The following is a 20,860-nucleotide window of genomic DNA, read 5'->3' as shown; positions in this document are numbered from 1 at the left end:
AAGCCATCCTTGCCGCGAAAGTATAGCCCTGTCTCGATGTCCCAGGAGGATGCGCCCGTGAACATGTCATTTACCCTGCGCGAGGAAAATCGCGTTCTTCTGCAACGTGTTGCCGATATGATTCGGGATGAGGTCATGCCGTTGGAAGAAGAGTATCACGCCGAAATCAACAAGGGCGACCGCTGGCAGTACACACAGCGCCAAGCCGAAATTCTTGAAGGGCTAAAGGCCAAGGCCAAGGCGGCGGGGCTGTGGAATTTCTGGCTGACCGACAGTGACAAGGGATTTGGGCTGACCACCGTCGAATACGCCTATTTCGCCGAGGAGATGGGCAAGACCCCCCTGGGGGCCGAAGTGTTCAACTGCTCGGCCCCGGATACTGGAAATATGGAAGTTTTCGAACGCTACGGGTCTGAGAAGATGAAGGAGCAATGGCTGAAGCCTTTGCTCGAAGGTGAGATCCGGTCTGCCTATTTAATGACCGAGCCTGACGTGGCCTCGTCTGACGCGACCAATGTGTCGATGTCCTGTGTGCGGGACGGGGATGACTATGTCCTCAATGGTGAAAAATGGTGGTCCTCAGGCGCAGGCGATCCACGGTGTAAGGTCTATATCGTGATGGTCAAAACCGGCGGCGACGAACAGCCCAAGTACAAGCGGCAGTCGATGATCGTGGTGCCTGCAGACGCTCCAGGGATCGAGGTTTTGCGCCCCATGCAGGTTTACGGACACGATGATGCACCACACGGCCACATGCATATCCGTTTCACCAACGTACGCGTTCCGGCCGAAAACATTCTGCTGGGCGAAGGGCGCGGGTTCGAGATTGCGCAAGGTCGCCTTGGGCCGGGCCGCATCCACCACTGTATGCGCGCCATCGGACAGGCCGAAAGCGCGCTGGAGCAGATGTGCAAACGGTCGCTGCAACGCGAGGCGTTTGGCAAGAAACTTGCGCAGCTCGGGGCCAATTACGACATTATTGCCGAATGCCGGATGGAGATCGAGATGGCCCGGTTGCTGTGCCTGAAAGCCGCTTGGTACATGGATCAGGGCGACGCGCGGGCAGCCGCACCTTGGATCAGCCAGATCAAGGTCGTTGCACCAAAAGTTGCGCTGAAGGTGATCGACGAAGCGGTACAGATGTTCGGTGCGCAGGGCATCAGTCAGGACACACCGCTTGCGACGGCCTGGACCCATGTGCGGACCCTGCGATTGGCCGATGGGCCAGATGCGGTGCATCGCCGTCAGGTGGCGCGGGCCGAGTTGAAGAAATATACGCAAGAAAAGATCTGAGGGGGCCTATGGCAGCAGCGCTCGATTTCGCCGACAAGACCTATTTTCATCAACGAGAAGACGGGGCGTTTGTCGGCAACGATCCCGCACGTGGTCCATGGTCTGCCGATCATTGCCATGCAGGGCCAGTGAGCGGTTTGATCGCGCGAGCGGCGGAAACCGAAGTCGGTCCGGAAAAGATGCTGACCCGTCTGACTGTCGACCTGCTGCGCCCTCTGCCGTTGGCCGGTTTGCGGGTTGCAGCGGAAACCACGCGCCACACAAAGACACTGGCCACCACGCGGGTTACGGTACACGACCTGAACGACACGCTCTGTGCTACGGCCTCGACCATGCACCTGGTGCGTCGTGATCTTGGACCGGTTGCCAATGTGAAAACCACCGCGCCCCGGATCGAGGATACAGTCGACGGCCCGTTTCCAATTGGTGAGATTCGTCACGACCTGCCTGGTTTTGCCCATTACAGCGACATTCGGTATCCGAAAGGTGGCAAGCAGGGGGCCGGGCCCAAAACGGTGTGGATGCGGACCCCGCTTCTTTTACAGGGTGAAGTGCAATCGCCCATTCAGGCCCTTTGTCCGCTGGCCGATTGCGGCAACGGCATTTCGTGGAACGCGCCGACGTCGGAAATGGGTTTCATGAACACGGACCTGACCGTAAATATTCACCGTGAGCCAATTTCCGATTGGTTGGCCACAGACTCGGTCTCGCATTGGCAGCCGTCGGGCATCGGGATGTCACAATCGGTGCTTTATGACACGCAAGGTCCCGTTGGCACGGCGTTGCAGACGCTGGTGCTGTTTCCGCCGGGATGACACTCGGCCGTTTTTTTCAGTTTGATGGCAAAAGCCGTTGCCGCGGTGGACAGCCGGACCTATCTTGCGTTCATGCGATGGTTGTTCACAGTTATATCCTGCTGCCTGCCGATCCCGGCCATGGCCCACCCACATGTCTTTATCGACACCGGGCTTGAGTTCATCGTGGATGAAAGTGGTCAACTGACCCATATCCGCGTGACATGGGCCTATGATGAGCTGTTTTCCCTGCTGCAATTGGAAGATATGCGGCTGGATCAGGACGGCGACGGTGTGTTGACCGAAAGCGAAGAAAAGTTTCTGGCCGGGTTCGATGCGCAATGGATCGAGGGATATAATGGCGATCTGGTTGTGACTGCAGGCGGAATGCCGGTCACCCTGTCCGGCCCGCTTTCACCAAGTGCCACAACCGAGGATGGCCGCATCGTCACCACCCATCTGCGTGCGGTTGAAGGCGGTTCAGTTCCCGCCAGCGCCTTGTCCGCAAAAGCTTTTGATGAGACCTACTACACTGCCTACGAAGTGACACGCCCTGTCATCGTCACAGGCCCCGCCACCTGCCAGACGGAGCGTTTCGACCCCGATATCGATGGCCAGTTGGCACAAATGCAAGCCTTCCTGCTGACGCTGGATGCAGATTACGATCTTGAGGAAAACGATATTCCCCTGGTCGGAGAAAACTTTGCCACCGAGATTCGCGTTTCATGTCCCGCTACCTGATTGTTCCGGTCGCGCTTGCGTGTGGACTGCTGCTCTGGTTCTGGGGCAGTGGCGGGTTTGACTCCCTTGCGGCTTGGGCCGCGGGCGAGCAACGCGAATTTCAGAACCAGATCGCCCGCTCGCTGCGTGCCGCACGCGCCGAACAGCCCCAGGCCGTCGCCACGCTGCTGACTGTATGTTTCGCCTATGGCTTTTTTCATGCCATCGGCCCCGGTCACGGTAAGGTTCTGATCGGCGGGTACGGGCTGGGTCGACGCGTGGCTTTCTGGCGGCTGTCAGCGATAAGCGTGCTTTCCAGTCTAGGGCAAGCCGTGACAGCCATAGTTCTGGTCTATGCCGGGGTATTGGTGTTTCAGATGTCCCGCCAAAGCCTTGTGGGCGCGACCGAGCAGGTCATGGCCCCAATCAGTTATGGCGCGATTGCTTTGATCGGGCTGTGGCTGGTGTTCCGAGCTGTGCGTAGCTTTGCGCGGCGTCAAAAAAGCCAGGCAACGCATGATCACGACCATGCTCACGACCACCAACATAGTCATGACCATCACCACGACCACGATCAAGCACATCACCATGATGACGGTGTCTGCACGGATTGTGGTCATCGGCATGGACCAACGGCAGAAGAGGTCGCAAATGTGGGCACTCTGCGCGAGGCCATGATCCTTATTGCAGGGATTGCCGCGCGGCCCTGTACAGGTGCTTTGTTCGTGCTGATCCTGACCTGGCAGATGGGCATTGCAATGGTAGGTGTCGCAGGGTCTTTTGCTATGGCGCTGGGCACGGCCACAGTAACCACGCTGGTCGGCTGGACTTCCTTCGGTTTGCGTGGAGGGCTACTGGCTTCAGCCTCGGCCACACGCTTTGCTTCGGTTCTGGCCCCTACCATCGAACTGGTCGCTGGTCTTGTCATTGCAGTGATTGCCGGCGGTTTGCTGATGCGCGCGATTTAGTCGAACACGGGCTCCGGGTAGCCAACACGCGCCAGATACAGCCCCTGCGGTGGGCAGACCGGTCCGCACGCTGCGCGGTTTTCAGCTTTCAATGCGTCGCGCACGTCCTCGGGTGTCCAAGCACCGGCGCCGACACGCTCCAGAGTACCCACGAAACTGCGTACCTGGTTGTGCAGGAAAGATCGGGCGCGCACGTGGAAATGGATCTCGGGGCCGGAAAAGGCCGGAACCTGCTCGACCCGCAATTCATCCAGAGTTTTTACGGGGCTCGCCGCTTGACAGATCGAAGACCGGAACGTGGTGAAATCATGCCGTCCCAGCAGCATGTTTGCCCCGTCCTGCATCGCATCGACATCCAACTGATGGTTGATCTGCCAGACCTGCCCCCGGTCATGCGTTGCCGGGGCGCGGCGCATCAGGATGCGGAACAGATATTGCCGTTCAACCGCTGAAAAGCGTGCATGCCAATCCTCATCGACCCGAGCGGCCTTCACAATCGCCACAGGCTGTGGTTTGAGGTGATAGTTCAATGCCTCGGACAGGCGAAACGGGTCCCATTCCTTGGCCATGTCGCAATGGGCAACCTGACCAAGCGCGTGAACCCCGGCATCGGTGCGCCCTGCGGCGGCGATTGTGTGCGCGCCCGGCTGAATACGCGACAGAGCCTCTTCAATGGCCCCCTGAACGGACGGCTGATCCTTTTGCCGCTGCCATCCGGCAAACGGTTCCCCTTGGTATTCAACTTTCAACGCGTATCTGGGCATGCGTCGCTGGTACAGCGCAGCGCGGGAACGGGCAAGAGGGCGAAAGCGCTGGTATGTGCCGCACCCTCTACCTATCTTGGGTAAAACGAAAATTGCGGGGCGACAGTTTGGTCATCTCATCACTGGCAGACAGTCTTGTGCGTGGCGTCGAAACCATCGGCGACAGCGTGTCCGAGACGTTTTTCGAGCCGGTCATCCGTCTGGGTGTCACCGGGTTGGCGCGATCGGGCAAGACGGTTTTCATCACCTCGCTGGTGGCCAACCTGTTGGACCGGGGCCGCATGACCGGCCTGACCGCGCAGCAAGAAGGGCGGATCAACGCCGCTTATCTGCAACCACAGCCGGACGATACGGTGCCCCGGTTCGACTATGAAACCCACCTGTCTGCTCTGACGGGCCCCACGCCACATTGGCCCGACAGCACCCGCGCTGTGTCCGAATTGCGTTTGTCGTTCAAAGCGCGCCCCGCAGGGTTGCTTGCCGGGTTGCAGGGGCCACGAACAGTGCATCTGGACATCGTGGATTATCCCGGTGAATGGCTGCTGGATCTGGCCCTTTTGGACAAATCCTACGAAGATTGGTCGCAGGAAACACTGACGCGCATCGAGACACGTGCCGAGGCCGCCGAGTACCTCGCGCAGGTAAAGGCCACAGACCCGTCCGGCGCGCATGACGAGCTGACCGCGCAGGCTCTGGCGACGGCGTTCACGGCTTATCTCAATCAGGCGCGTGAAGCTGGTTTTTATGACTGCACCCCGGGGCGTTTCTTGTTGCCGGGTGATCTGGCGGGCTCACCGGTGCTGACCTTTGCGCCTTTGGTTCTGTCCGGACCATCACGCCGTAAAACTCTTCAGCGTGAGATGGAGCGGCGATTTGAGGCTTATAAGTATCAAGTGGTGAAACCCTTTTTTCGCGACCACTTTTCGCGCATCGACCGGCAGGTGGTTTTGGTCGACGCGCTGGGCGCGATCCACAAAGGCCCGCAGGCGGTTGAGGATATGCGCCGCGCGATGGCCGATATCCTGTCGGCTTTTCGTCCGGGCAGGAATGCGTGGCTTAGTCAGTTGCTGTTGGGCAAGCGGGTCGAACGCATCCTGTTTGCGGCGACTAAAGCCGACCATTTGCACCACACGCAGCATCCCCGCCTAACGGCAATCATCGAAGCGTTAACGCGCGAGGCACGAGACCGCGCGAATTTCGCGGGGGCGCAGACGGCAGCTCTGTCGTTGGCTTCGCTGCGCGCTACGACCGAAGAAATGCGCAGGCACAACGGGGTGGAGTTGCCATGCGTGAGGGGCACCTTGTTGGACAGCGGGAAACAGGCTGCGTTCTATCCCGGCGAATTGCCTGAAGACCCAGCGCATCTTTTGGGTCCGGCGCGAAATGGGGCGGACAGTTGGTTGGATGAGGATTATGGGTTCATGGCATTTGCCCCTGCGCATCTGACCCTGAAACCCGGCGATGGGCCGCCGCATATCCGTCTGGATCACGCAGCCCAGTTCCTGATCGGAGACAGGTTGTGACCGTTATCTTGCGTCCTGCACGTACCACAGATGCCGGTGCCATCGGGACAATCCTGCACGGTTTCACTTTGGAAAATGACTGGATGCCAAATCTGCACAGTTGCGCTGAAACCATCGCCTTTTGTGGTAAAATGATCGATCAGGATTGGGTAACTGTTGCGGAAAGTGACGTGGGCGTGGTCGGATTTCTGGCGCTGAACGAAACGGAGATCAACTCACTCTACCTGCACATGAAGGCGCGCGGGCAAGGGATCGGGCGGCAACTGCTGGATCACGCGAAATCCCGTCAAACCCGGCTTAGCTTGTATGCGTTTCAGGCCAATACAGGTGCTTGTAAATTTTACGAGCGCAACGGCTTTGCCGAAGTGGGGCGCAGCGATGGGGCGGATAACGACGAAAACCTGCCGGACATTAGGTTTATCTGGCGCAGCAAAGGTATGACCCATGGCTAAAGGCCCGGTTCTGATCGATCTTGAAGCGGATGAGCCTACTGCTGATGTTGCGCAGGCCCCTCCGGTGCCAGATGTTGCGCAGCCTCAAGGGCAAGCGATGCAGAGCGCTGCAAGGCTTGCCGCCCGAAAACCATCCACCTTAGCGCGTTGGTTTTGGGGGTTGGCCTTGGCTGTCATCGGCGCGGCAATCTCTGTTGCAGCTTGGGATTTTGCAACCTCGCTGGTGGCGCGGACGCCAGTTCTGGGGTGGGTCGTAGTTGGCCTGCTGGTGGCATTAGTGCTGGTTGGATTGATCATTGCGATCCGCGAATTGGCAGCTTTGGGGCGATTGTCGCGGGTCGACGGAATGCGCCGCGCGGCTGATACGGCCTTGGCGAATGCCGATCTGGCACAGGCCCGCGCTGTTACCAATCGTCTGATCACCTTTTACAAAGGGCGGGAAGAAACACACTGGGGCCGCGAACGGCTAGCGGAGCGTATGGGGGATCAATTCGATGCCTCTACGCTGCTAAGCCTTGCCGAAGATGAGCTGTTGGCACAGCTGGACGAAGCCGCCAGCCGCGAGGTTGAGGCCGCAGCCCGGCAAGTTGCCACAGTGACCGCCTTAGTCCCATTGGCTTTGGCAGATGTTGTGACCGCACTGGCCGCGTCGCTTCGGATGATCCGTAGGGTTGCAGAAATCTATGGCGGTCGGGCCGGTACTCTTGGCAGTTGGCGCCTGACCCGTGCCGTTTTTGTACATCTGGTCGCCACAGGGGCTGTAGCCGTAGGCGACGATCTGCTGGAGCCTGTTCTGGGCGGCTCCGTTCTCAGCAAGCTGTCTCGCCGGTTCGGAGAGGGCCTGGTGAACGGGGCGCTAAGCGCGCGTGTGGGCGTGGCCGCGATGGAGGTGTGTCGCCCGCTGCCATTCTCAGAACGGCACAAACCGTCAACGCGCGGTATCATCAAACGCGCCTTACAGGGTCTGTTTTCCAAGGGTTGATCCAAAGCAAAGCGTCATAGCTCACCCTTCGTCACACTAGGAGTGTCGGAGGAGCCAGCCATGACGGATCACGGTCACAGCCCGCAGGAAATCGCCGAACGGATCAATGCACCGCCTGGTCGTGGTGTGTTGCGCGATGTTGTTTATGGCGGCATCGACGGATCCGTCACCACCTTTGCGATCGTCGCAGGCGTCGCGGGTGCAGGGCTTTCCCCGTTTGTGATCGTGGCGTTGGGTTTGGCGAATGTGCTGGCTGACGGGTTTTCCATGGCTGCGGGCAATTACTCGGGCACCAAGGCCGAACTGGACAACATTCGACGCATCCGCGCGGTCGAGGAACGCCACATAGCTTTGTACCCAGATGGCGAGCGGGAAGAAGTGCGCGAAATCCTTGCCCAAAAGGGGCTGTCGGGCGACGTTTTGAGCGAAGCTACGGCAGAGATTACATCGAGTCATGAAAATTGGATCAACCTGATGATCGAGGGTGAATATGGATTGGGCAGTGTTGACCCGCACCCGATGAAGGCAGCTTTGGCCACGTTTTTTGCGTTTCTTGTGGCCGGGATGATCCCCTTGCTGCCTTTCCTTGCCTCGATTCCGAACGCATTTGCGATGTCTGCCTGGATGACCATGGGGGTCTTTTTCGCAATCGGCGCGCTCAAAAGCCGATGGTCGCTGGCCCCTTGGTGGCGATCGGGAATGGAGACGCTGTTGATCGGCGGGCTGGCCGCATTGATCGCCTATCTGGTCGGGTCTCTGTTCCATCCATAGTTGTCGCAGCAGGGGTGTTGCTGCCGCCGGGCGCTCTCCGGCAGCGTAGACTTGTCTGAAACGGGTGTATGGGTCAGCCAAGCCGCGGCTTTCCTGACTGTTATTGCTCGCCTTCTCAAGATAGCCTAGCCACAAGACAAAGATCGGAGACCGCGTTGGAAGCGCTACTTGTTCTTGTTGGGCCGATTGTTCTGGCAATCCCGGTGACTCTGGTTGTGCTGGTGGTCGGGCAGACCCGATTGCGTCGTCGCGTAGCAGATTTGGAGGCGCAAATTTCAACCCTTTCTTCAGCTGAAACGGTGGTTTCTGAGGGGCCGTTAGAAAAGGTGCCTGATCCACAGTCGGAAGCTGAACAGGAACCCCGCAGGCCCGCCCCATGGGCCGCGCCCAAAAGGCCAGCAGAAGAAACTTTGGTTGGAACGGCGGATGTGACTTCACCGGCCATCGTATTCAATCATGACCGGTTTACAGCGTTCGGCGATTGGCTGCGCGAGAACTGGTTTTATGCGGTCTCAGCCCTATCGCTGGCTTTGGCCGGGATATTTCTTGTGCAATACGGCGTCGAAAACGGATTGCTGCCTCCTGCTGCCAGGGTTCTGGCTGCACTTGGGTTCGGTTCGATTCTGATCACTGCGGGTGAAGCCTTGCGTCGGAAGTTCGGCGATGATGAGGACGCGACCACCGCCTATTTACCATCGGTCTTTTCCGGGGCAGGGCTTGTTACCCTTTTCGGGGCCATTCTGGCGGCGCGTCAGCTGTACGACCTGATCGGTGCCGAGGCGGCGCTGGCGGGGATGGTCGCCGTCGCCGTGATCGGCCTTGTTCTGGGGTGGTTCCATGGCCCGCTGTTGGCCGCGGTTGGCCTGATCGGCGCATTTTCGGCCCCATTTCTGGTTGGCGGAGCGTCCGAGGATCCCTCGTGGCTTTATGCCTATTTCCTGCTGGTTGCCGTTTTGGGGCTTGGCATCGACACAGTCCGGCGCTGGGCTTGGGTGTCCGTTCTGACCGTGTTTGGAGCCTATTCGGCGAACCTTCTGCTGGTAGCAGGCGCGCCAAACACGGAACCGGGTTATCTGGTCGCCACATTGATACTGGCGCTTTTGGTGATCGCCATTCCTGCGCGGCGCGTCTGGCCGGATCATTCAGGGCCCATGATCTCGCAGATGATCCGCTATCCAAAGGCGCGCCCATGGCCGGGTTTTCCGACCCGATTGGCCGCCGGGGCCATTGCAGTAAGTTCGGCGATTTTGGCCTGGCATTGGGCCGACACGGAAACTGAGTTCTGGCTTGGTGTTACTTTACTGTCCGCACTTGTGCTGGCCCTGCTTCTTTGGGCTAAGGATGCACCTGCGCTTCAGGACCTGACCGTCCTGCCGGCCGTCGGGCTTGTGTTTAACGTCCTGATGCACGGGCTTGACCAAGGCGCAGCTTTTCTCGGCTTTGCAGCCACCTATGCGGAAACGGCTGAGGCCGACTATCCGATGGTCGTCACGGTGCTGGTCGCCTTGGGGGCTTTGATCTCAATCCTAATGGCGTGGCGGTCTGCGAAAGCAACCCAGTTTCGCGCCATCTGGGCCGGAGGGGCAGCTCTGTTTGCCCCGGTAATGGCTATCGGGCTGGAGGTCGGCTGGCATCCGGCTTCTGTTATCGGGGCCTACCCCTGGGCCTTGCACGCGGTTGCGCTGGCCGTCCTGATGGTGGTGATTGCGGAACGTTTTGCACGGGTCGACGGAGAGGATCGGATGCGTGCTGCGTTGGCCACTTTGTCTGCGCTGTCTTGTCTGGTCTTTGCCTGCGTCATCGTGCTCAGCGCGGCGGCACTGACGGTGGCGCTGGTGGCAAGCGTCGTGGCGGCGGCGGCTTTGGACCGCAAGTTCACCTTGCCACCAATGAGCTGGTTTATCTGGGCCGGTGTTTTTGCCGTCACCGTTCGACTGGTGCTTGATCCAGGATTGTATTGGGCAAATTCGGCTCCGGTGCTCGAGATGACATTGGTTTACGGCTCGGCCACGGTGGGGTTTGTCGCGGGTTGGTGGGTGCAGCGCCCCTTGCAGCGCCCAGTGGCGTCATTGCTGCTGGAAAGCGCAGCGTGGGCGACAGGTGGCATTCTGCTGTCCCTGTTGCTGCTGCGCTGGCTTGAAGGGTTTGGCAAAGGCGGTGCCGACAACAGCCATTGGGGGCTGGGTCTGCTGGCGGTCATCTGGCTGCTGCTGGCTTTTGCTCAGGTTCAGAGATTTGAGCTGGGCGGTAAGCTGAACTATGCGCGTTACGTGTTGGCGGTTTTTTTTGCCGCCCATGGTCTGTTCTATCTCATGCTTGCCGTGTCCGAGCAAAACCCGCTGTTGAATCCAAATGCTGATCCGGTGCTCGGTCTGCCGGTTTTCAACACGCTTGCCATTGCGTATCTGCTGCCCGCGCTGGTTATCGCCGGGTCCGCTTGGCGGATCAAAGACATGCCCAACCAGATCACGATGACAAGCTATGTCGTGGCAGCGGGGCTCGCGGCCATGTGGTTGGGTTTGACAATCCGCCACGTCTGGCAGGGCTCTGCGGGCATGTTTGAAGGAAACGGCGTCACACAGCCCGAGCTTTACACTTATACTCTGGTTCTGCTGCTGATCGGAGCTGCGCTGTTCTATCAATCTTTAGCCCGCGGATCGGACCTGATGCGGAAGGCGGGCCTCGTTGTGATCGGGTTGGCTGTTGCCAAGGTTTTTCTGATCGACATCGCAGGGCTAGGCGGGTTGATCCGGGTCTTCTCGCTGCTTGCGCTTGGCCTTGCGCTGGCTGGTCTGGCATGGCTGAACCGCTGGGCCAAACTGCGCCATTCGCCGCATGGGGCAGAACCTCTGGACCATTAGGCGCAGGCGTCTTATAAGCCCGCCATGCATGACCGTTTGGCCATCATTATTCGAATTATATCCCCGGCGCTCTGACCCTCTGAGACGCCGGGAAAAGGTGTTTGAGAACTCGCACCGACCGCTTCGATCCTAGTACGACCAGATCATCCAAAGGACGCCCCCAATGTGCGCCGACACGATCCAGACACCTGATTACAAAGACACGCTGAACCTGCCCAAAACCGAATTCCCCATGCGCGCTGGCCTGCCCAAGCGCGAACCCGCATGGCTGGAACGGTGGGAGACCATCGGCGTCTATGACCGCCTGCGCGAGAAACAAGGCCGCACGCCCTTTACCCTGCATGACGGGCCCCCCTATGCGAACGGCCACCTGCATATCGGCCACGCGCTGAACAAGACCATCAAGGACATGATCGTGCGCAGCCATCAGATGATGGGCTTTGACGCGCGTTACGTGCCCGGCTGGGACTGCCACGGCCTGCCGATCGAATGGAAGATCGAAGAACAATACCGCAAGAAGGGCAAGAACAAGGACGAGGTGAACATCGTCGACTTCCGTCAGGAATGCCGCAAGTTCGCCGAGGGCTGGATCGACATCCAGCGCGAAGAGTTCAAGCGTCTGGGCATCACCGGCAACTGGCCCGATCCCTACATCACCATGGACTACCACGCCGAGGCTGTGATCGCGGATGAGTTCATGAAGTTCCTGATGAACGGCACGCTTTATCAGGGTTCCAAACCCGTGATGTGGTCGCCCATCGAAAAAACCGCTCTGGCCGAGGCCGAAGTCGAGTATCACGACAAGGAAAGCTTCACCATCTGGGTGAAGTTCAAGGTTGTGAATGCAGGTGATCTGGATGACGCGTTTGTCGTGATCTGGACGACGACCCCATGGACCATGCCGTCGAACAAGGCAGTCGTGTACGGCAAAGACATCTCTTATGGCCTTTACGAAGTCACCGGCGCGCCCGAGGAATGCTGGGCTGCAGTAGGCGACAAGTTCCTGCTGGCCGACAATCTGGCCGCTGACGTTCTGGGTCGCGCGCGTCTGAACGACGACCAGTGGACCCGCGTTCGTGACGTGACCGCAAATGAGTTGGAAGGCGTTCAACTGACCCACCCGCTGGCCGGAGCCGAAGGCGGCAATGGCGAATGGGACGACATCCGCGATTTCCGCGCTGCTGAGTTCGTGACCGACACCGAAGGGACCGGCTTCGTTCACTGCGCGCCGTCGCACGGGATGGAAGAATTCGAGCTGTATCGTGACTTGGGGATGCTCGAGCAGGTAATCACTTATAACGTGATGGACGACGGTAGCTTCCGCGCTGATCTGCCGTTCTTTGGCGGCAAATACATCCTGTCCCGAAAGGGCGGTGAGGGCGACGCGAACAAAGCCGTCATCGACAAGCTGGCCGAAGTTGGCGGGCTGCTGGCGCGTGGCAAGATCAAGCACAGCTATCCTCATTCATGGCGCTCGAAAGCTCCGATCATCTACCGTAACACACCGCAGTGGTTTGCCTCGGTTGACCGTAAGCTGGACGATGGCATGGGCGAGATGGGTGATACCATCCGTGAACGGGCCCTGCGGTCCATCGACGAGCTAGTGAAATGGACGCCGCAGACCGGCCGTAACCGCCTCTATTCGATGATCGAAGCGCGCCCGGACTGGGTTCTGTCCCGTCAGCGCGCCTGGGGCGTGCCGCTGACCTGCTTCACCAAGAAAGGTGCTCTGCCCACCGACGCGGATTATCTGCTGCGCAACGCGGACCTGAACGCGCGCATCAAGGCGGCGTTCGAGAAAGACGGCGCAGACGTCTGGTACACCGACGGCTTCAAAGAAAAGATCCTCGACGGCATCGCCAACCCGGATGACTACGATCAGGTTTTCGACGTGCTGGACGTGTGGTTCGACTCGGGCTCGACCCACGCATTTGTTCTGCGCGATCGTGAGGATGGCACCGAGGACGGCATCGCAGATGTCTACATGGAAGGCACTGACCAGCACCGCGGTTGGTTCCATTCGTCCATGCTGCAGGCTTGCGGCACCAAGGGTCGCGCGCCGTACCGCAACGTGGTGACCCACGGCTTCACGCTGGATGCCAAGGGCAACAAGATGTCCAAATCGCTGGGCAACACGATTGTGCCGGAAGAGGTCGTCAAGCAATACGGTGCCGATATCCTGCGTCTGTGGGTGGCGCAGACCGACTATACCGCCGACCAGCGGATCGGGCCTGAAATCCTGAAAGGCACTGCCGACAGCTATCGTCGCCTGCGCAATACCATGCGGTTCATGCTGGGCTCATTGGCCGACTTCACCGAAGCGGATCGGGTCGAGCCCGACGAGATGCCGCGTCTTGAACGTTGGGTGCTCAGCCGTCTGTCCGAACTGGATGAGCAGGTGCGCAAGGGCTACGCGTCCTTCGACTTTCAGGGTGTATTCAGTGCCGTGTTCACGTTCGCCACAGTTGATCTGTCGTCTTTCTACTTCGACGTCCGCAAAGATGCGCTGTATTGCGACGGTGACAGCCTGCGCCGCCGCGCCGCGCGTACCGTGTTGGACATTCTTTTTCATCGCCTGACCACTTGGCTGGCTCCGGTTCTGGTGTTCACCATGGAAGAGGTCTGGCTGGAACGCTTCCCGGGCGATGACAGCTCGGTCCATCTGGTGGATTTCCGGGAAACACCTGCCGACTGGCGTCACGCCGAGTTGGAAGAGGCCGTGGCCAAAGTGCGCCGCGTTCGCCGCGCGGTGACCGCTGCGCTGGAAGTTCAGCGCCAGGACAAGGTCATCGGATCCAGCCTCGAAGCCGCGCCGATCGTTCATGTCGAGGATCAGGAGACCCGTGATCTGCTGGCAACCTTTGACGTGGATGATCTGTGCATCACTTCCGGATTGGCGGTCTCGGGTGATCCTGCCCCGGCCGAGGCGTTCCGCGTGCCCGAAATCGAAGGTGTCGCGGTGGTCTTTGAAAAAGCCGAAGGTGAGAAATGTCAGCGGTGCTGGAAAATCCTGCCCGACGTGGGCCGCCACACCCATCCGGGTGTGTGCAGCCGCTGTAACGACGCGCTTGGTTAACACTTACCCCCAGCCCAACGGCTGGGGGTTTTTCTTTCCCTGCTTGCAACAGCTTTGGTGATCTGAAACGCTGCGCCTATGCCGATGATTGCCGTGGAAACCCAATTTGGATGTCTGGGTGTCGAAGAAACAGACGGAGCCCTCACGCGCCTGGTCTGGGATGGCCGGGATGTGGGAGAGCCGACGGATCTGTTGCGTGAAGCCGCCGCGCAATTGAAAGCGTATGACGCCGGGCAACTGCACCGGTTTGACATTCCTTATCGCATCGCAGGGTCTGACTTCCAACGACAGGTCTGCGATCTGATGTATGCGATTCCTCTTGGCGAAACGCGTACTTACGGAGATATCGCCAAAGAGCTGGGGCAGCCCGCGCAACCCGTTGGGCAGGCTTGTGGCGCTAATCCCATTCCGGTGATCATTCCCTGCCACAGAGTTCTTTCAGCAAATGGTCTGGGTGGCTTTTCCGGCGCGGGCGGGGTCGAGACCAAAGTGGCCCTGTTGCGCCATGAGCGCGCAGCCGGGCTTTTGATCTGATCCGTGAAATTCGGTTGCAATCCGTCAACGGCGGGCACACCATATACGTGTTGTTGAATTTGAAGGACCGCATTGCATGACCACGGATCAAGATCGCGCCGCCCGAAAGAAGGCCATTATTGACAGGTTGATGTCACTTGAAGCGCAAGAGCTTGCAACGGCGCAGGCGCATTACGATGCGTTTTTGAAGGACGCTCAACTGGATGATCGGGAAGGTCACGACAAGGATGACCTTGCCGCCTCACGCGAAAACGCTGACTTGGCGGCTGCGTTTGACGCCCCTGTGCACGCACATCACGCCAAGATCGACGTGATTGAAAACACCGACTTCGGTCTGACGGACACAGTTCAGCCCGGCGCAGTGATCAAGTTCAACAATCGCAGATTTGTCGTGTGCGTTTCGACCACCCGGTTCGAGGTGGATGGAAAAACGTATATGGGCATTTCAACACAAAGCCCGATTTACTTGGCCATGGTGGGCCTGCAAGAGGGCGATGTCTTTACTCACAACGGCACCGAGTTTGAGGTGCAGGACGTCATGTAGCTCGACTGTCGGCAGCGCTGCGTCAGGCGTGGCGCTGCGGTATGATTTGCTGCGCGATGCCTGCAAAGGTCAGATACAGGCTGGTGATCACCAGACCCCAATGCGCCCAGCTTTCAGGGTGAAAATCGACCCAGGCCGCCCAACCGGCAAAGAACGTCCACGCCAGAGCCATGGGCAGGGTCAGGCCGCGCCAACGCTCGGTGCGCACGGGATGGACAAACTTGAGCGGCAGGAACATCGCCAGCGACAGCAGTGTGACCAGCAGCAGAATAGTCCAGAAATTCGGTTCGAGCGCGAAGATCACGATAACGAACATGTTCCAGCATCCGGGGAAACCGGAAAAGGAATTGTCCTTGGTCTTCATCCGGGTGTCCGCGAAATACATCGCGCTGGCAAAGGTTATGACGATGATCGCAAACCATCCGGTCCAGCCGTCCATCAGCCCGGACTTGAACAGGGCAAAGGCCGGGATGAACACATAGGTCAGGTAGTCAATGATCAGATCCAGCAGCACGCCATCAAATTCCGGGGCGTTCTTTTTGACGTGGTAATGACGCGCCAGAGGGCCATCGATTCCGTCCACGACAAAAGAAACAACCAGCCAAAGATACATAAGGCTCCATTTCTCTTCGACGGCGGCTAGCATGGCGAGCATGGCAAAAACAGCGCCGGTTGCAGTGAAGAGATGGACGGAAAGAGCTTTGAATCTGAGTGTCATGCACGCGTCATGACTGATGCACGCCTGAGATGCAAACCAAAAGCCGTGCGGTTTTGATGGATGTGTGTGTCAGGCCTTGGGGTGCGCACGGTTGTAGACCTCCATCAACCGCGCCGTGTCCACGGCAGTATAGGCTTGGGTGGTTGAAAGCGACGCATGTCCCAGGAGTTCCTGAATGGCGCGCAAGTCGCCTCCGGCCGACAGAAGGTGCGTGGCGAAACTGTGCCGCATGGCGTGGGGTGTTGCGGTTGCAGGCAGGCCCAATTGCATTCGGGCCTTGGCCATGACGCCCTGTATCGCACGTGGATTCAGCGCCCCGCCGCGGACACCGCGGAACAAAGGCGCGCCCTGTGCCTTAGGGTGCGGGCAAAGTTGTACGTACCGGTCGACGGCATCACGGGCAGCAGGAAGAACCGGTACGACCCTCTCTTTGTCGCCCTTGCCAACGATGCGCAATGTGGCGGGTAAAGGTACGTCTGCACCAGTCAATGACAGCGCCTCGGATATGCGCAGCCCACACCCATATAGCAAAGTCACCACGGCCACGTCCCGCGCGGCGACCCAATCCGAGGTGGATTGAAGCTCGACCGTGTCGATCATGGCGCGGGCCGCGTCTTCGGCAAGGGGGCGCGGTAGTTTCTTGGTGAATTTCGGTGCGCGTGTGGACAAGACAGCAGTAGGTTCAAAGCCTTCACGTTCAGCCAGCCAGCGGTAAAAGCTTTTGACGGCTGAGAGTTTGCGCGCCAGTGATCGTGCACCAACATCACCGCTGCGTTGATCCGCCATCCACGCACGCATGTCCGATACGGTGATCCGTTCCAGCGCTTTCAAACCCTGCTGTTCGGCATGGTGCAGCGTCATGAAGGACAGGAACTCGGTCACATCGCCACGATAGGCGGTTTGCGTATTCTCAGACCTTCCCGCCAGCGCACCTAGGCTGTCCAGCCAATGCTGCAGCGCATCGCGGCAGGCGGGTGAGATCAGGCTCACGACAGCCAGTGGCGCATCGAGCGTTCGAACACGCCGGCGAAAAAGCTCAGAAGGTCGGTGCCGAGCTGTGGTGTGAAATGCCGAGGGTCACGCGCACCCATGACAATCATTCCCGGCAGGCGGCCGGGGCCGAGATCGAGCTTCAGGCAGGCTTCGGACCGCAATTGATCTGCAAGCGCGCCAAAAATGCGACGGTTGGGTTGATGGACCTCGCGCAGAGTGACGTCGCGGGCGGGACCGCCGCGATCAATGGTCAGGTACTGGTCGATGAAGCCGGGTTCGGCAATTGTCAGAACGCCGCCCAGCTTGTCGACGGCTGGATCGTCCTGAACCACTGTTGTTTCCAGAACCAAAGTGATGTGATCAACACGCAAAATATCTGCCACGTCCGCACCAAGCGCGCGTAGGAAATCTTCGAATTCAACGGGCTCCAACAGGCGCAGAATCGCACGATGCACCTGGTTTGTGCCTGCCAGGTTCTCATAAGCCGCCGCAATGACAGACCGGTGGGTGTCTTCCAGCCGGTCCAGCCGCGCTTCGAGACGTTGCATGGCGATGCCGCGCAGATCGATCACATTGTCGCCGCGTGCGCGTTCATTGGCGCTGACCAGCGCCTGCATCAGGTCCTTATCATCCAGCACGACGTCAGGCTCAGCCAGAATCGCCGCGCGGAGGTTATCCTCGAGTTTGGGGTTGCTGCTCATGTCCCGTCCGGTCTTTTTTTGTTGAGCGGCTTATAACATACCAGACCGGTTTTGCCTTGGGAAAAATGCACGCAAAGGTGGATTTCCTTGAGTGCTGTGGCGATGAGGCTCTCGCCCCTCATGTTTGATCAGAAATCACGCATAGGGCCGTTGGGTCGGGCGCGGTGCCTGAAAGCACCGCGCAGTTATTCTAAAGATCAGAGGATTTTCTGACCGGTTTTGGCCCAATCGGCCAGGAAGGTTTCCAGACCTTTGTCGGTCAACGGGTGGTCAGCGAGCTTTTTGATCACGGCTGGCGGAGCAGTGATGACATCGGCACCAATGCGGGCGCTGTCGGTCACATGGTTCACGGTGCGGATCGAGGCGGCCAGGATTTCAGTCTCGAACCCGTAATTGTCATAGACTTGGCGGATGTCGGCTATCAGGTCCATGCCGTCGAGGTTGATGTCGTCGAGACGACCAATGAATGGCGAGATGAAAGTCGCACCTGCTTTGGCAGCAAGAATGGCCTGATTGGTCGAGAAACAGAGCGTCACGTTGACCATCTGACCTTCGTCGCTGAGCGTTTTGCAGGTTTTCAGGCCAGCCCATGTCAGCGGCACTTTCACTGCGATGTTCGGAGCGATTTTGGCCAGCTTGCGGCCTTCGGCGATCATGTCATCGGCTTCGGTGGCGACAACTTCGGCCGAAACCGGCCCGTCGACCAGATCACAGATCTCTTTGGTTACTTCCAGAATGTCGCGACCCGACTTTAGGATCAGCGAAGGGTTGGTGGTCACACCGTCCACCATGCCCAGATCGTTCAGTTCGGCGATGGCGTCGATCTCGGCGGTGTCTACGAAGAATTTCATGAGGGCAGTCCTTTGATGGGTTGGCCTTGGTCGCGGATGGCTTTACCTCAAAGTGAGCCATGCTGGAACCCCCTGCTAAGGATATGCTGTGAGCGCTAACGGATTTTTCGACCAAGGAGAGCTGATTGCGGTGCTGACGACGCAGCCGCTGGACCGGACGTTAGATTACAAAGCGCCTGAAGGCGGGTGCTTTCTGGGCGCGTTTGTCGAAGTGCCTTTGGGGCCACGCAAGGTTCTGGGTGTGGTTTGGGGGCCAGGGCAGGGCGGGTTTGATCTGAATAAGGCGCGGTCTGTGATCCGGGTTCTTGAGGTCGCGCCGATGCGTGAAGAAATGCGGGTGTTTCTGGGTAAGGTGGCCGACTATACGTTGACGCCGATGCCTGCCATGCTGAGGCTGGCGACACGTGCGCCGGGGCTGGGCGACCCGCCGTCAATGCGCAAGGTCTATCGTCTTGGCAGTGGCGAACCGGACCGGATGACAGATGCGCGATCCCGTGTGATGGAGGTTTTGCGCGACTATGGTGGCCTTGCCTTTACCTTGAAAGAACTGGCCGAGCAGGCGGGCGTGACCTCATCTGTTGTCAAAGGGTTGGTTAAACAAGGCGCTGTCCGGGAAGAGGACAGCCCGCGCGATCTGCCGTACCCGCATCTTGATCCGAACCTGCCGGGTAAAGACCTGACCGAAGATCAGGCGGCGGCTGTAGCGCGATTGCGGGCCGGGCAGCAGACAGGCGACTATGGCACAACACTCCTGAAAGGTGTCACGGGTTCGGGCAAGACCGAAGTGTATCTGGAAGCCGTCGCCGAAGCCCTGCGCATGGGACGCCAGGCTTTGGTCTTGCTGCCGGAAATTGCGCTGACCGCTGAATTCCTGACCCGTGTCGAGGCGCGGTTCGGTGCGCGACCGGCCGAATGGCACTCGGGCGCGACAATGACGGAACGCCGCCGGGTCTGGCGAATGGTTGGGCAAGGGGATGCACAGCTGGTTGTAGGTGCACGATCTGCATTGTTTTTGCCGTTCCGCGATTTGGGGCTGGTGGTGGTCGATGAGGAACACGACACCTCTTACAAACAGGAAGACGGCGTGCACTACAGCGCGCGGGATATGGCAGTTTTGCGTTCGGCCATTTGCGGCGCGCGCGTGATTCTGGCCAGTGCGACGCCGTCGCTGGAAAGCTGGGCAAACGCTGAAGCAGGAAAGTATGACCGGATCGACCTGACCTCGCGCTTCGGCGCGGCGGTTCTGCCTGAGATGAGGCCCATTGATATGCGCGCTGAGCAGATGCAGCCCGGAACATGGATTTCTCCGTCCCTGCGACAGGCGGTGCGGCAGCGGATTGAAAAGGGTGAACAATCGCTGCTGTTTATAAACCGTCGTGGATATGCGCCGGTAACTCTGTGCCGGGCTTGCGGTGAACAGATCGCCTGCGACCATTGTGACGCGCGCATGGTTGAACATCGGTTTCTGAAACGCCTGATGTGCCACCAATGCGGTGAGACCAAGCCGATGCCTGAAATCTGTCCGTCCTGCGGCGTAGAAGGCAAACTGGCCCCGGTTGGGCCGGGGATCGAGCGGCTGGCAGAAGAGGCCGAGGCGACCTTTCCGGATGCCAAGATTGCGATGCTGAGTTCCGATCTTTTCGGCTCGGCCCGTGCGCTGAAAGCCAAGATCGAAGAGATTGCCGCAGGAGATGCGGACATCATCATCGGCACTCAGTTGGTCGCCAAGGGGCATAACTTCCCCAAACTCACCTTGGTCGGCGTTATTGATGCGGACCTGTCACTGCACGGTGCCGATCTGCGCGCAGCAGAACGAACGTTTCAATTGATGCGGCAGGTTGCCGGGCGTGCTGGCAGGGCGGATAAGCCGGGGCAGGCGTTGTTGCAGACGTTCCAGCCAGAACACCCCGTGATCCGGGCGATCCTGTCCGGTGATGAGGAAGGTTTCTGGAAAGCCGAAGCCGCTGGGCGGCAGGCGGCGGGGGTTCCACCTTATGGGCGCATGGCCGGAATTGTGTTGTCGGGGCCGGAGGTCGGCCCGGTCTTCGATATCGGCAACGCGATGGCCCGTAATGATGCCCCTGTGCGCGATGTGGGGGGGCAAGTTTTTGGCCCTGCACCAGCGCCGATTGCGCGTATTCGCGGACGGCACCGTGTGCGCCTTCTGGTCAAAGCCCCAAAAGGGGCCCCCATTCAAGAGGCGATTGCTCGCTGGATCGCGCCTTTGCGTCTGAAAGGTGACATCCGCCTGACTGTCGATATCGACCCGCAGAGCTTTTACTGACCTCTGCATCAGCGCAGGGTGGCTGTGCGCC

The 20,860-nt window shown here is 59.3% G+C and carries 18 protein-coding genes; 13 read left to right on the top strand and 5 right to left on the bottom strand.

What is annotated here, in order from left to right; genetic code table 11:
* Positions 1 to 63 precede the first annotated feature (63 nt).
* From GOV91_RS09625 to GOV91_RS09610, 4 genes are read left to right on the top strand one after another with little or no spacing between them, the layout of a single operon-like run.
* Entirely contained in the window at positions 64 to 1,293 is a 1,230-nt protein-coding gene (locus GOV91_RS09625; RefSeq protein WP_254440644.1) for an acyl-CoA dehydrogenase family protein, read from the top strand.
* 8 nt (positions 1,294 to 1,301) lie between these two features.
* Entirely contained in the window at positions 1,302 to 2,108 is an 807-nt protein-coding gene (locus GOV91_RS09620; protein WP_171235334.1) for a thioesterase family protein, read from the top strand.
* A gap of 24 nt (positions 2,109 to 2,132) precedes the next feature.
* A complete protein-coding gene (locus GOV91_RS09615; RefSeq protein ID WP_371732294.1) occupies positions 2,133 to 2,828 on the top strand; it encodes a DUF1007 family protein in 696 nt (231 codons plus the stop codon).
* On the top strand, positions 2,813 to 3,775 hold the full coding sequence (locus tag GOV91_RS09610; RefSeq protein ID WP_171235333.1) for a nickel/cobalt transporter: 963 nt from the start codon (positions 2,813 to 2,815) through the stop codon (positions 3,773 to 3,775). Before GOV91_RS09615 ends, GOV91_RS09610 begins: the two co-directional genes overlap by 16 nt.
* Here GOV91_RS09610 and truA read toward each other — a convergent pair.
* A complete protein-coding gene (truA, locus tag GOV91_RS09605) occupies positions 3,772 to 4,539 on the bottom strand; it encodes a tRNA pseudouridine(38-40) synthase TruA (RefSeq protein ID WP_171235332.1) in 768 nt (255 codons plus the stop codon). The genes GOV91_RS09610 and truA overlap by 4 nt on opposite strands.
* Positions 4,540 to 4,646: 107 nt before the next feature.
* On the opposite strand from truA, the gene GOV91_RS09600 reads away from it, so the two are divergent.
* The 8 genes from GOV91_RS09600 to GOV91_RS09565 all read left to right on the top strand — a co-directional run bounded on the left by GOV91_RS09600 (position 4,647) and on the right by GOV91_RS09565 (position 15,282).
* Positions 4,647 to 6,062: a YcjX family protein gene (locus tag GOV91_RS09600; RefSeq protein WP_171235331.1), complete on the top strand. Its 1,416-nt coding sequence runs from the start codon at positions 4,647 to 4,649 to the stop codon at positions 6,060 to 6,062.
* Positions 6,059 to 6,514, top strand: coding sequence for a GNAT family N-acetyltransferase (locus tag GOV91_RS09595; protein WP_171235330.1), 456 nt, complete (start codon positions 6,059 to 6,061; stop codon positions 6,512 to 6,514). The genes GOV91_RS09600 and GOV91_RS09595 overlap by 4 nt, the downstream gene beginning before the upstream one ends.
* Positions 6,507 to 7,496, top strand: a complete 990-nt coding sequence (locus tag GOV91_RS09590) for a YcjF family protein (RefSeq protein WP_171235329.1) — start codon at positions 6,507 to 6,509, stop codon at positions 7,494 to 7,496. Before GOV91_RS09595 ends, GOV91_RS09590 begins: the two co-directional genes overlap by 8 nt.
* 60 nt (positions 7,497 to 7,556) lie before the next feature.
* Complete coding sequence (locus GOV91_RS09585; protein WP_171235328.1) at positions 7,557 to 8,267, top strand: VIT1/CCC1 transporter family protein; 711 nt, start codon at positions 7,557 to 7,559, stop codon at positions 8,265 to 8,267.
* Positions 8,268 to 8,422: 155 nt separating this feature from the next.
* On the top strand, positions 8,423 to 11,128 hold the full coding sequence (locus GOV91_RS09580) for a DUF2339 domain-containing protein (protein WP_171235327.1): 2,706 nt from the start codon (positions 8,423 to 8,425) through the stop codon (positions 11,126 to 11,128).
* A gap of 163 nt (positions 11,129 to 11,291) precedes the next feature.
* A complete protein-coding gene (gene ileS, locus GOV91_RS09575) occupies positions 11,292 to 14,204 on the top strand; it encodes an isoleucine--tRNA ligase (protein ID WP_171235326.1) in 2,913 nt (970 codons plus the stop codon).
* 78 nt (positions 14,205 to 14,282) lie between these two features.
* Complete coding sequence (locus tag GOV91_RS09570) at positions 14,283 to 14,738, top strand: methylated-DNA--[protein]-cysteine S-methyltransferase (protein WP_171235325.1); 456 nt, start codon at positions 14,283 to 14,285, stop codon at positions 14,736 to 14,738.
* A 76-nt stretch (positions 14,739 to 14,814) separates the two neighbouring features.
* Positions 14,815 to 15,282 (top strand): hypothetical protein, encoded by a 468-nt coding sequence (locus GOV91_RS09565; RefSeq protein ID WP_171094234.1) that lies wholly within the window; start codon positions 14,815 to 14,817, stop codon positions 15,280 to 15,282.
* A gap of 22 nt (positions 15,283 to 15,304) precedes the next feature.
* Here GOV91_RS09565 and GOV91_RS09560 read toward each other — a convergent pair whose 3' ends face one another.
* The 4 genes from GOV91_RS09560 to fsa all read right to left on the bottom strand — a co-directional run bounded on the left by GOV91_RS09560 (position 15,305) and on the right by fsa (position 18,545).
* Positions 15,305 to 16,000, bottom strand: a complete 696-nt coding sequence (locus GOV91_RS09560; protein WP_171235324.1) for a phosphatidylcholine/phosphatidylserine synthase — start codon at positions 15,998 to 16,000, stop codon at positions 15,305 to 15,307.
* Positions 16,001 to 16,069: 69 nt separating this feature from the next.
* Positions 16,070 to 16,990: a tyrosine recombinase XerC gene (locus GOV91_RS09555; RefSeq protein ID WP_171235323.1), complete on the bottom strand. Its 921-nt coding sequence runs from the start codon at positions 16,988 to 16,990 to the stop codon at positions 16,070 to 16,072.
* The gene (locus GOV91_RS09550; protein WP_171235322.1) at positions 16,987 to 17,694 is read right to left on the bottom strand and encodes a DUF484 family protein; all 708 of its coding nucleotides are present in this window, start codon (positions 17,692 to 17,694) and stop codon (positions 16,987 to 16,989) included. Before GOV91_RS09550 ends, GOV91_RS09555 begins: the two co-directional genes overlap by 4 nt.
* A gap of 197 nt (positions 17,695 to 17,891) precedes the next feature.
* Positions 17,892 to 18,545, bottom strand: coding sequence for a fructose-6-phosphate aldolase (gene fsa, locus GOV91_RS09545; protein WP_152457215.1), 654 nt, complete (start codon positions 18,543 to 18,545; stop codon positions 17,892 to 17,894).
* Between the two features lie 88 nt (positions 18,546 to 18,633).
* Between fsa and GOV91_RS09540 the strand changes: the two genes are divergently transcribed.
* Positions 18,634 to 20,829, top strand: coding sequence for a primosomal protein N' (locus GOV91_RS09540; protein WP_171235321.1), 2,196 nt, complete (start codon positions 18,634 to 18,636; stop codon positions 20,827 to 20,829).
* Positions 20,830 to 20,860 lie beyond the last annotated feature (31 nt).

Origin of the sequence: Ruegeria sp. HKCCA6837 (assembly GCF_013034475.1) — a bacterium.
Classification (GTDB): Bacteria; Pseudomonadota; Alphaproteobacteria; order Rhodobacterales; family Rhodobacteraceae; genus Ruegeria.
The sequence above is the reverse complement of the archived record's forward strand: the minus strand, read 5'-3'. Positions and strand labels throughout refer to the sequence as shown.

Coding starts and splice junctions, on each gene's coding strand:
- GOV91_RS09625 (WP_254440644.1), top strand. CDS start 64: ATGTCATTTACCCTGCGCGAGGAAAATCGCGTTCTTCTGCAACGTGTT.
- GOV91_RS09620 (WP_171235334.1), top strand. CDS start 1,302: ATGGCAGCAGCGCTCGATTTCGCCGACAAGACCTATTTTCATCAACGA.
- GOV91_RS09615 (WP_371732294.1), top strand. CDS start 2,133: ATGGCAAAAGCCGTTGCCGCGGTGGACAGCCGGACCTATCTTGCGTTC.
- GOV91_RS09610 (WP_171235333.1), top strand. CDS start 2,813: ATGTCCCGCTACCTGATTGTTCCGGTCGCGCTTGCGTGTGGACTGCTG.
- truA (WP_171235332.1), bottom strand. CDS start 4,539: ATGCCCAGATACGCGTTGAAAGTTGAATACCAAGGGGAACCGTTTGCC.
- GOV91_RS09590 (WP_171235329.1), top strand. CDS start 6,507: ATGGCTAAAGGCCCGGTTCTGATCGATCTTGAAGCGGATGAGCCTACT.
- GOV91_RS09585 (WP_171235328.1), top strand. CDS start 7,557: ATGACGGATCACGGTCACAGCCCGCAGGAAATCGCCGAACGGATCAAT.
- ileS (WP_171235326.1), top strand. CDS start 11,292: ATGTGCGCCGACACGATCCAGACACCTGATTACAAAGACACGCTGAAC.
- GOV91_RS09570 (WP_171235325.1), top strand. CDS start 14,283: ATGCCGATGATTGCCGTGGAAACCCAATTTGGATGTCTGGGTGTCGAA.
- GOV91_RS09565 (WP_171094234.1), top strand. CDS start 14,815: ATGACCACGGATCAAGATCGCGCCGCCCGAAAGAAGGCCATTATTGAC.
- GOV91_RS09560 (WP_171235324.1), bottom strand. CDS start 16,000: ATGACACTCAGATTCAAAGCTCTTTCCGTCCATCTCTTCACTGCAACC.
- GOV91_RS09550 (WP_171235322.1), bottom strand. CDS start 17,694: ATGAGCAGCAACCCCAAACTCGAGGATAACCTCCGCGCGGCGATTCTG.
- fsa (WP_152457215.1), bottom strand. CDS start 18,545: ATGAAATTCTTCGTAGACACCGCCGAGATCGACGCCATCGCCGAACTG.